Origin of the sequence: Halomonas sp. DP5N14-9, from assembly GCF_019802175.1 — a bacterium.
Classification (GTDB): Bacteria; Pseudomonadota; Gammaproteobacteria; order Pseudomonadales; family Halomonadaceae; genus Halomonas; species Halomonas litopenaei.
In genome coordinates, this window is sequence record NZ_JAHVHR010000032.1 from 60,028 (window position 1) to 71,250 (window position 11,223).

Annotated in this window: 8 protein-coding genes; 5 read left to right on the forward strand and 3 right to left on the reverse strand. The window is 61.4% G+C overall.

The features are described from left to right. Positions 1-127 precede the first annotated feature (127 nt). Positions 128-547, reverse strand: coding sequence for an acyl-CoA thioesterase (locus KUW00_RS18925; RefSeq protein ID WP_108133793.1), 420 nt, complete (start codon positions 545-547; stop codon positions 128-130). A 209-nt stretch (positions 548-756) separates the two neighbouring features. Here KUW00_RS18925 and KUW00_RS18930 point away from each other — a divergent pair, with 209 nt between their 5' ends. Genes KUW00_RS18930 through KUW00_RS18950 form a run of 5 tightly spaced genes read left to right on the forward strand, consistent with a single transcriptional unit; the run spans position 757 to position 6,742 of the window. Then, complete coding sequence (locus tag KUW00_RS18930; RefSeq protein WP_045994811.1) at positions 757-1,707, forward strand: recombination-associated protein RdgC; 951 nt, start codon at positions 757-759, stop codon at positions 1,705-1,707. Next, the gene (locus KUW00_RS18935) at positions 1,704-2,873 is read left to right on the forward strand and encodes a 1-acyl-sn-glycerol-3-phosphate acyltransferase (protein ID WP_045994810.1); all 1,170 of its coding nucleotides are present in this window, start codon (positions 1,704-1,706) and stop codon (positions 2,871-2,873) included. Before KUW00_RS18930 ends, KUW00_RS18935 begins: the two co-directional genes overlap by 4 nt. Continuing rightward, positions 2,870-4,045: a cation diffusion facilitator family transporter gene (locus KUW00_RS18940; RefSeq protein ID WP_108133790.1), complete on the forward strand. Its 1,176-nt coding sequence runs from the start codon at positions 2,870-2,872 to the stop codon at positions 4,043-4,045. The genes KUW00_RS18935 and KUW00_RS18940 overlap by 4 nt, the downstream gene beginning before the upstream one ends. A 24-nt stretch (positions 4,046-4,069) precedes the next feature. Further along, the gene (locus KUW00_RS18945) at positions 4,070-4,780 is read left to right on the forward strand and encodes a transglutaminase-like cysteine peptidase (protein ID WP_222569875.1); all 711 of its coding nucleotides are present in this window, start codon (positions 4,070-4,072) and stop codon (positions 4,778-4,780) included. Positions 4,781-4,813: 33 nt separating this feature from the next. Then, positions 4,814-6,742: a LapD/MoxY N-terminal periplasmic domain-containing protein gene (locus tag KUW00_RS18950; protein ID WP_222569876.1), complete on the forward strand. Its 1,929-nt coding sequence runs from the start codon at positions 4,814-4,816 to the stop codon at positions 6,740-6,742. 103 nt (positions 6,743-6,845) lie between these two features. Here the strand turns inward: KUW00_RS18950 and KUW00_RS18955 are convergent, their stop codons facing one another. Both KUW00_RS18955 and KUW00_RS18960 read right to left on the reverse strand, forming a co-directional pair. Beyond that, entirely contained in the window at positions 6,846-7,175 is a 330-nt protein-coding gene (locus KUW00_RS18955; protein ID WP_108133787.1) for a tryptophan synthase subunit beta like protein, read from the reverse strand. Between the two features lie 123 nt (positions 7,176-7,298). Beyond that, positions 7,299-11,165 (reverse strand): Ig-like domain-containing protein, encoded by a 3,867-nt coding sequence (locus KUW00_RS18960; protein ID WP_222569877.1) that lies wholly within the window; start codon positions 11,163-11,165, stop codon positions 7,299-7,301. Positions 11,166-11,223 lie beyond the last annotated feature (58 nt).

An 11,223-nucleotide genomic window follows, 5' to 3' on the forward strand; every position in this document is an offset into this window, starting at 1 on the left:
TTGCACAGCAACAGGTAGGCGCGTCACGCAGCCGTGACAAGGCGCACAAATACAGCGACCTAGCATACCACCCTTGGGGCCTTCCGCGCAGCGTCTGTCGTTGTGTGCGGCGCCTTGACCGCTGCCGTCATGACACCACCAGCGGCGCCAGGGCATCACGCAGCTCACCCTCGATCGCCACCGCACTGTTGCTGGCCACGTCCAGCAGCACGAAGGTCAGCTCGGCGCGAGCCACCAGGGCACCATCGCGGCGGCGCAGGATCTCGTGGCGCATCTTGGCGCTGCGCCCGCCCAGGGCCGACAGACGGGTGGAAATGTCCAGCTCGTCACCGGCCACCGCCGCCTGGCGATAGTCGATATTGAGATTGACCGCGACGAAGGCGACATCTCCCTTTCCCAAGCGAGACATCAGCGCCGGATGCTTGTCGAAATAGTCCCAGCGCCCTTCCTCCATGAACTCCAGGTAACGGGCGTGATTGACGTGGCCATAACCGTCAAGGTGGTAGCCACGAACCTTCAGCGAAGTGGTGCTGATAGCGTCTTCCATGTCATTGCTCCTCATTTAAACTACTGTTTGATTCTGACCTCGAGCGGGCAAAGTGGCAACACTGTCACCAAAGAGGGACGGGCGCGGGCGACGCAGCCTGCTAGGCTTGGCCGCAACCCTGTTCAATCGACCATTGCGATGGCTGGCAACTGGCACCCGAAGGGACCATTCGCCATAATGTGCCTCCTTTTTGACCCGAGAATTGCTCCATGTGGTTCAAGCACTTGCACCTCTACCGTCTGCACGACGCCAGCACCCTGGACAGCGAGCAGCTGGAGACGGCCCTCGCCGAACAGGCTTTCCGCCCGCTCGGTGGCACCGAAGCCCGCCGCATCGGCTGGACGACGCCTGCCGGACGGGGTAGCGATCGCTATCTCCACGAACTTAAGGGCCAGCGCCTGATGACCGCCCTGCGCCAGGAGCGCATCCTGCCCGCTTCGGTGGTCCGCGAAGAAGTCGACGAGCGCGTCGAGGTCATCGAGACCCAGGAAAGCCGCAAGCTACGCCGCCAGGAAAAGCAGGCAATCAAGGAGCAGGTCTACGAGGAACTGTTGCCCAGGGCCTTCGTACGCAGCCAGAAGACTGACCTCTGGTGGGATACCCGGCGAAACTTGATCGCCGTCAACAGCTCCAGCCGAAAGCGCGCCGAAGAGCTGCTGGATCTGTTGCGCGAGTCCCTGGGAAGCCTCAAGGTAACGCCGCTCTCGGCCCAGACACTGCCGATTCGCGCCATGACCACCTGGCTCAACGACGCCTCCTCGCGCCCCGCCGACATGCTGCTCGGCGACCAGGTCGAACTCAAGGCCAAGGGCGACGACGGCGTGCTCAAGGCGCGCCAGGTGGACCTGGACGGCGACGACATTCAGCAACTGCTCGAAAGTGGCCGACAGGCCAGCAAGCTGGCGCTGGGCATGGAGGGGCGCCTGCGTTTCGTGCTCCACGACGACCTGGCAGTCAAGTCACTGGCCTTCGATGACGCCCTGATCGACGAAGCCAACCAGGCAGATGACGGCGACGATGCCGTGCTGCGCATGGAAACCGACTTCATTCTGATGGCCCAGACCCTGGGTGAAAGCGTCGACCGCCTGATCGACTGGCTGGGCGGCGAAGCCCAGAGTTCTTCCGTTTCGGCTACTGACCTCACTGCGACGACACCATGACTTCGACATCCGATGCCCCGCAGGATCCCTGGCACGATATTCGCCCCTATCAGGACGACGAGGTGGCGACGACCCTGACTCGCCTGGCAGAGGACCCGGAGCTGTTGAGCGCCCTGACCCGCTACCGGCTGCCGCGCCTTTCCCGCATGATGCCCCGCCTGTCACGCACGCTGGCCAGCTGGGCGATCAAGCGCGAGACCCGCGACGTCACCAGCGTGACGGCGTTTCAGCAACGCATCGCGGCCTACATGCAGCGCATGCTGAAGACCTCCACCGACGACTTTCGCGTCGACGGCCTCGATCGTCTGGACCCCGATACCGCCTACCTGTTTATCGGCAACCATCGCGATATCTCGCTGGATCCGGCCTTCGTCAACTATGCGCTGTACCTCGCCGGCCGCAACACCGTGCGCATTGCCATCGGTGACAACCTGCTCAAGAAGCCCTACGTCACCGATCTGATGCGGCTCAACAAGAGCTTCATCGTGCCGCGCAGTGCTCGCGGCAAGCGCGCCATGCTGCAGGCCTACCACAAGCTGTCGAGCTACATCCGCCACTCCATTCAGGACGACAATCACTCGATCTGGATGGCCCAGCGCGAAGGCCGGGCCAAGGACGGCATCGATCGTACCGACCCCGCGATCATCAAGATGATGACCATGGCCCACCGTGCCGACAACCGTCATGCGCCGCTCGGGGAAGGCATTGAAGCCCTGCGCCTGGTACCGGTATCGATCAGCTACGAGTACGATCCCTGCGACGTGCAGAAGGCCAGGGAGCTGAAAGCCGTCAGTGAAGACGGCAGCTACAACAAGAGCGAGTTCGAGGACATCAGCTCCATCGTCGCCGGCATCACCGGCCACAAGGGGCGTGTTCATCTGCGCTTCGGCACGCCGATCGATCGCAGCTTCGATACGCCGGAAGCGGTCGCTGCCGAGATCGACCGCCAGGTGCTGAGCGGCTATCACCTCTTCCCCAGCCACCATCTGGCGCTGGAGGCCCTGGGCAGCCACCCTGAGCTGGTGGACCTGTCCGAGGTGTCAGAGGCCGACCGCGATCGGTTCGCGCAACGTCTTTCCGAAGTCCCGGAAGACCTCAGATCCTGGTGGCTGGCCCAGTACGCCAACCCTGTCATCAACTGTGCGCGGAGCGAGCCTTCGTCGTGAGCCAGAAAAGCCAGCCAGGGCGCTCCAGACACGCCTTTGCCTGGACGGCCCAGGGCGTCACCCTGATCGGCGCCGGCGTGGACCTTGTCGTCGGCGTGCTCAAACTGGTGACCGGCGTGATCGTCGGGTCGGCCGCCCTGATTGCCGACGGCATCCACTCCTTTTCGGATATCGTCACCGACGCCTTCGTGCTGGCGGCCACCCACTACGGCCGCCAGGAACCCGACCGCGACCACCCTTACGGCCACGGCCGAATCGAGACCCTGGCGACACTGTGGCTCGGCAGTGTGCTGATCTTCGTCGCTGGTGCCATCGCCTGGTCGAGTGTCGAGCGCCTGCTCGATCGGTCTTCGAGCGCCGCACCCGGCCTCGTTGCCATCGCCGTGGCCGTGGTCTCGCTGCTGGCCAAGGAGGCGATCTACCACTACACCCTTCGCGCCGCCCGCCGCTTCGACTCACCGCTGCTCGAGGCCAATGCCTGGCACTCGCGTACCGATGCCATGTCCACCCTGGTGGTGCTGGTCGGCCTGGTGGCCGGCCAGTTCGGCGTCGGCTGGATGGACGCGGTGGCCGCCATCGTGGTCGGCCTGATGGTGGGTTGGGTCGGTGGACGGCTGATGTGGCAGTCTTCGCGGGAGCTGATCGACACCGCCCTGCCGGTCGAAGAACAGCGTGCGATGCGCCGACTAGCGGAGTCGGTGCCGGGCGTCAAGAGCGTGCATGATCTGCGCACCCGCCAGCTCGGAAGCGACGTCGTGCTCGATCTGCATATCGTGGTCGCTCCCAGGGTCACGGTGTCCGAAGCCCACGAGATCGGCAATGCGGTCAGTCGACAACTACGCGAAGCGCACACCCGCCTGAAGGATGTCACCTTCCACATCGACCCCGAGGACGACGAAGGACAGACCGAACACAGCCTGCGCCCGGGCTTGCCGCTGCGCGAGGAGATCGAGCAACTGCTGGATGAACGCTGGTCGCATCAGCGTGCCTGGCAACACCGTACGGCGCTGAATCTGCACTATTTGGATGACCGCATCGACATTTCGTTGTACGTTGACTCTGATATCCATCATGGGGATCTCGATGACTTGGCTCATCAATTGTGCCGAGACCTCGACACCCTGCCCTGGGTAGGCCAACTGAAGCTGTGGCAAGGGCCCGGCAAGGCCTGACCTCCGCCCGGCTTGGAACTCGCCATGAGCCCAGATGCCGTCTTGTCTCGCCCGTCTCGCCGCCGTCCCCCTTCCTGGCTCGCCTGGGGGTCTGCGAGCCTGTTGGGCGCCTTCCTGGCGCTGGCACCCGCACCGGTGGACGCGACGCTCGACCATGCGCGAGTGCGCGCGGCCATGAGCGCCGAGTACGGAAGTCAGGGGGTAAGAGCCCTGGACGAATGGCTCAACCTGATCGATCGCCTGAGAGGCGCCGACCTTCGTACTCAGCTGCGCGACGTCAACGACTTCTTCAATCGCAAGATGCAGTGGCTCGAGGATCGCACCATCTGGCGCCAGAGCGACTACTGGGCTACTCCCATCGAATCGCTGGGACGCGGCGCAGGCGACTGTGAAGATTACTCCATCGCCAAATACGTGACCCTCAAGGAGCTCGGCATTCCCATCAGCAAGTTGCGCATGATCTATGTGCGTGCTCGACTGGGACGTAGCCAGATCACCCAGGCCCATATGGTGCTCGGCTACTACGAGACGCCAGGCGCCGAGCCCCTGATTCTCGACAATATTGCCGCCGGCATTTCCCGTGCCAGCCTGCGCACCGATCTGGACCCGCTATTCAGCTTCAACAGCAGTGGCCTGTGGGCGGGTGGCACCACCCAATCACGGGCGGATCCCCTGGCGCGCCTGTCGCGCTGGCGAAACGCGCTGGATCGCATGCGCCAACAGGGAATCCAGTAACATCATGCCAATCCTTCATCTAGAGACGTCGCCATGTCGTTGATCAAACAACTCTGGCTCGCCATCATTGCCATCCTGCTCATTGCCCTGATCGGCAGTCTGGTGGTGGCCGTATCAGGCAGCCGCGCCTACATCGAAAAAGAAATACTGATCAAGAACGCGGACAACGCCAATGCGCTGGCGCTGAGCATGAGCCAGATGCCTGACAAGGATGAAGTAACGCTGGAGCTTTTGATCTCGGCGCAGTTCGATACTGGCCACTACCGCAAGATCCAGCTGCTGGACACCCAGGACAGACCGATCATTCGTCGCGTCTCATCAGCCCCCGAAGAGACTGGAGTACCGGGATGGTTCCGTGAGCTGGTCGCCTTCGAGGTCCCCGCCGGCACTGCGGTCATCCAGGATGGCTGGCAGCAGCTTGGCACCTTGCAGCTCGAAAGCGCCCATGGCTTCGCCTACCAGTCGCTGTGGCAGAGCACCCTGCGCATGGCCGCCTGGTTCGTGGCAGCAGGTGCCCTCAGCCTGCTGATTGCCTACCTGCTGGTACGCCAGATCCGCACCCCGCTGAAGACCCTGACGCGCCAGGCAAACGATATCGGTCAGCGTCGCTTCACGGTCGCCCCGCTTCCCCGCACACTGGAGCTGCGGGAAGTGTCCGACGCCATGAACCGGCTGTCGGAAAGTGTGCGCGAGATGCTCCAGCGCGAGAGCGAGCAGATCGACCGGCTACGCCGCCAGTTGCTGCATGACACGGTGACCGGGGCCTTGACCCGGGAAGCCTTTATCGACCGCCTCAACTACAGCCTCGAGCAACAAGGTGAATCCAGCTACGGCGTGGTGGCGATGATCCGCGCCACCGACCTGGCCGCGCTCAACGAACGCCGCGGCCACTTGCACACCAACGGCGTGCTCAGCGACCTTTGCCAACGCCTGACCGCCATCGCCGAGGCCCATGGCGAAGGCTATGTGGGTCGCCTCAACGGCAGTGACTTCGCCCTGATGCTGTGCGGCAACGTCGACGAAAGCTGGGCCCGCGAACGGCTGGACGACAATCTGTCGACCCTGGCCGAACAGAACGCACCGGTACTGCGGCTCCCCGCTGCCCTGGCGGTCTACCACCACGGCCAGGAGCGCACCACCCTGATGGCCGCACTGGATGGCGCCCTGTCGCTGGCCGAGAGCCGTCCTGGACAGGCGATCGAGTCCTGCCACAACGTGGAACAGGAGACCCTCTACCGTAGCCGCGCCGAGTGGCGCTCATCGCTGGTCGAGGCGATGGAGCACGGCGTCCTGCTGGGGCAGTATCCGGTGCTGGATCGGCGCGGACAGTTGCTGCATCACGAGGCCCCTGCACGGCTAAACATCAAGGGCGAATGGCGTCAGGCGGGTGTCTTCATGCCCTGGATCGCCCGTCTGCGCCTCCACGACAGCCTGGATATCAAGGTGATCGATGCCGCTCTCGACACCATCCATCACCACCGGCAGCCGCTGGGCATCAACCTGTCCCATGCAGCGATTACCCAGCCGAATGTCGTGATCGCCCTGCAGCAACGACTCAGCGCCCGCCCAGACTCGGCCCCCTTCCTGTGGATCGAGGTGCCGGAGTCGATCGCCCGAAGCGATCTCGAGAGCTTCCGATATCTCTGCCAGTCGCTGGCCCCCTTCGGCTGTCATCTGGGCATGGAGCACGTCGGTGCGGCCTTCCGCCAGCTGGGAGATCTGCAGGATCTTGGGCTGTCCTACATCAAGATCGACGCCACCCTGTGTCGTGGCGTGTCGGAGCGGCCGGAGCAGCAGACCATTCTCAGGGGCATGGCGACCCTATGCCATTCGCTGGCGATCCAGGCCATCGCCGAGGGCATCGACGAGGATCGCGATATCGACACCCTGTTCGAGCTGGGCCTGGACGGTGTCACCGGCCCTGCCGTGTCCGCCAGGATGGAAACCGACAGGCACTCGTGAACGTCGATGACATGAAGGGTACACAACAAAGGGCCACCCGAAGGTGGCCCTTTGTCTTGCCCAGGTCGACGCATGCGACTTGAGAGGTGCAGATGCTCAGCGCTTAGATGAGGGGTTCGTCGTCCCCTACCAGATCCACATCATTGTAGCGACGACGCAATGACTGGCGGTCCATGATCTTGCGGCGGGCCGCGTCAGGCAGATCGGTGAAGCTGATCACGCCCTTGTCCATCAGCAGATCAAGCACGTCCTCGAGCACCCGCACAAAGGCCAGGTCGGAGGCATGGAACTGGGACTGTTCGTTGCGCTCGTTACCGTCTGACAGGAAGAACAACAGCTCCTGATCATCCGGCGCCATGAATTCGTCGCAGGTCGCTGTAGGCTCCCGGCTGACACAGACAAGCTTTCCTTCCCCGTCACGCTGGACGTACATGTCACGTTCTCCGCAATCTTTGTTGGTCGAGCATATATCAAGTTTCCCTTGATCAGTAGCCCTCGGCGTTTCCCGCCGAGGGCCTTGCCCGTTTCGCGCTATACGACGGGACCGAGCGCCTGCCTACACATCCAGCTGGCCCTGGTTGAGCAACTGCGTCAGGAAATCATCGGCACTCGGGGCCGCGTTGGCCACGCCTTCCAGGGTGATGACCTGATCAGCGTTGCCATTGTCGTCCGCCAGATTTCCGTCGCTCTTGACGTACAGCACAATATCATCTCCTTCCTGCTCCGCGTGGATATAGTCATTCAGCGACTGCTGGTCGTCGTCCTTGTCGTAGCCTTGCAGCAACTCGCTGAGATCCAGCACATCGGCCTCTGGGTCCTGGCTGGCGTCGACACCGGTCGGCGCCACGTGGAAGTCAGTGATGACATCATCGGCAGCATTACCCGCCGAACCCTCATCACCCAGCACCCAGGCGAAGGTATCCGCACCGAGCCCACCGACCAGGGTATCGTCGCCGGCACCGCCGAGCAGCAGGTCATCGCCTTCCTCACCATATAGCGTGTCGCTACCACCGCCGCCGATCAGGGTGTCGTCACCGTCACCGCCCATGAGGGTGTCGGCGCCGCCATCCTTGCGCTCGGTGTCCATCAAGGATTCATAGTTGCCGCGAATGTACTCGAGCACCTGGGTCTCGTCGGGATCCGCTCCGCCATTTTCCGACCACTTGAGGAACTCGAACAGCCCGGCAAAACCAAGGCCATCATGCTCGCCTGCCCTGAACTCCTCACCATCGCCATTGGTCCATTCCAGATGGTCGGTATTGATGGTGTCGCCGAAGATGATGTCACCGCGATCCGTCCCATCGAGTACATCGTCGCCGAGTTCCGCCAGCTTGTCGAAGGACGAGCCGCCCTTGAGCACCGCCTCGAGCTCCTCGGCGGTGTTGACGACAGATGCCTCGCCGACCGGAGCATCCGAAGCGTATTTATAGTCATTGACCTGGATATCATTTATCCGAATCCAATCACTTGCTCCAGCAACATTGAGAACCTCGAGCACAATACGGTAACTACCGTCATCTAACGCAGAACTTTCCATCCTCGACCAATCAGTGCTTTGTCCTCGACTCTCGGAAAATACCGTCTGCCACTCTCCCTGCTCATCAGACTTCTGAATGGAAACGGTAAATGAATCGTAGGAGCCGTAGTCATCTGTCTTGTAGCGAAACTCTAGTGTTGAGTAGCCATTCTCTGGAGCCTCCAGTGTAAACATATCGCTTACCGCGACAGCTTTTCCACTATTGTCCCAATAAGAGTCATCCTCATCTTCCAACTGAAGATACCCGGATTTCAGCGTCAAACTGCCCGAAGGATCACCCGACAAGGTCCATTCAGAGGCAGTGTCAAGCGGCTGATCGCTTCCGGAGAAGTCCGCCAACTCATACTGACGCACCAACGACGATGATGAATAAGGAATAACTTCGCTTTGACTTGTCACGTCGGTATTGTCGAAAAACTTCAATATACCTTCGTTGATGCCAGAACCAATGCCGACCGCTTCTACTCGGCTGATCTGCGACAAGCCCTCGAATGCTTCTACGGAGTTAAGCATTTCTTCATAACCCGTCTCGCTGCCATCCCCCTTGACTTTACCGTTACCGTTGAGGTAGTAAGTCGGTTCTCCATCCGTCAAAAAATAGGTAATATTCTCATAATTATTAATCTCTGACTGTTCTTTCAGCCACTCTTCGGCTTCTACAAAAGCAGCCTCGTAGTTCGTCCCACCATTAGCGTCAGCATTCTCGATATGCTTGAGGACCTTCTCAATATCCGCTTTAGAAGATCCCAGGTCTATTGCTTGTTTGAAAACTGCAGTATTGTCGAAGTCAATTACCTGTAAATTGATCGTCCCCTCGAAGTCAGCGAGCTGCTCGACCAGATTCTTCAATGCTCTTTTAGCCAACTCCATACGAGTCAGGTCTGGAGTACCTGAATCCTCCTTCATGCTGCCCGAGGAATCGAGAATCAGAGAGATGTTGTAGTTCTGAGCCGGATTCACCACGGTGAAGCTGCCACCGCCATCGCCGACCATGACATCACTGCCGCCACCGCCGGAAACACTATTGTCGGAGTTATCACCGACGAACAGTTGATCTGGAGCGCTGACTTCGACGGTCAGGCTGCCCGCAGCGTTATCGCCGTCACCGTCAATACCGGTCAATCCGAGCTCGATGTCAAAAGCATCCCCGGCCTCACCAAGCCGATAGTCCATATCACCCAGGGTAAAGGGAGTGCTACCACCGCCCATGACCTCAATGCCCTGGAAGCTAACACCGGGACTCAGCTCAAACGACCAGCCATCCTGCATACCGATGAGCTCAAGGTCACCAGTCTTCTCGACAACCGATATGGAGACTTTGCTCGTCACGTCGATGCCCGCTTCATCGAGGATACGGACATCCCCCTCCGCCAAAGTGATGTTAGTGGCTTCCAACTCGCCAGGATCACCAGAACCAGCGCTGCCGTCGGCATAGTTGAAGGCAGCCACGGTGACCACTGCCGTGGCGCCGTCACCTTCAACATGGATGGTCTGGGTCACCTCCGACACACTTTCGTGACCCTGCCAGCTTGGCTCTCCGGTACCGGAAAAGGTGAGGCCGTCGAGGAAGCTGACGCGGATAGCCTCTCCGGCATCTATCCCCTTGTCCGTGCCACCAACCCCGAGAACACCCATCGAGCCATTGAGTGGGACGATACTGGCGATGTCAGCAGTCGAATAAAGAACGTCGTTGTCATCCTCATCGTTCTGGTAGTTGGCGCCGTGATAGCGCCCCCCTCCGGCAAGATCCAGTTCAGAGATATCGGCACGCTCGACACGTCCGTTGCTGATCTGGCCATCGGCAACGTTGATCCGATAGCCGTCTCCGGCCGGATCCAGGGTGACCGTGAAGCCGACAACCCCATCCGCAGTCACCGCCTGCAACTGATGACCGTCGGTGGATACCTGATAGGTCAGCGGCTCGCCGTCGAAGTAGAGGGGGTTGCCGTCCGCGTCAGTGGCTGGCTGCCCCTGCACATCGGTGAAGGTCACGTCCTTGACCCCATCGGCACCAGACACTCCAGCAAAGTTCAGCTGACCGCCTCGACCATCGACGAGAGCAGCCGAGTCCGTGGTAAAGGACTCAGGACTGTCATCGTTGACCAGTACCTGCAACTGGCCACTGGCCGGGCTGCCATCAGCATCGACGATGGTGTAGCCGACATTGAACGCCAGAGAATCCTCCGTGCCCTGCTCACCATGATCCAGCGGCTGGTGCAGTGTCACCTTATAGGCGCCATTGGCCACCCCGGTCAGGGCAACGGTCAGTACCAGCGCGTTGGAAGCGTCACGCCCCGTGACCGTGCGGCCGTCGTCGCTCAACGTGTAGGACACCGCCTGGCCACTGGCCGTTACCGTGGGCAGACCATCAAGACTCCAGCTGAAGGCGCTTGAGCTCGCCGCCCCATCGTTGCCAAAGGAATAGCCAAGCGTCCCGGTGACAACGGTCGCCTCACCGGCCGCATCACCCGGGCCACCGGCATTGCCACCCGACAAGCCATCTTCGTCCACGCGAGCAACGCCATCGGCGGCCTCCGGCGTGGAGTCAGCCGCCACATTGACAGTCAAGGTGGCGTTGCTGGTGTCGCCGTCGGCATCGCGAATGGTGTAGTCGATGAGCGCCGCGCCCTCGAAGCCCGCCGCCGGGGTGAAGGTCACCTCACCGGTGTCGCTGTCGAAGGACACACTGCCCTGGCTCGGATCACGCAGGGTGGCGTCGGTGACACTGGCGCCGTCCGCACCCTGGGTATCGTTGGCCAGGACGTTGTAGGTGACAGACTGGTCTTCACCGGTCGTGGTGGCGTCATCATCAGCATCCGGCGCATCGTCAGCGATCGCGATGGTGAGGCTACCGTTGGCCGCACTGTCGTCATCGTCGGTGACCACCAGGGCCACCGTCTCGGTGAAGCCGTTGCTGTCAGCGCTGTCGTTGTCGACGCGGGTG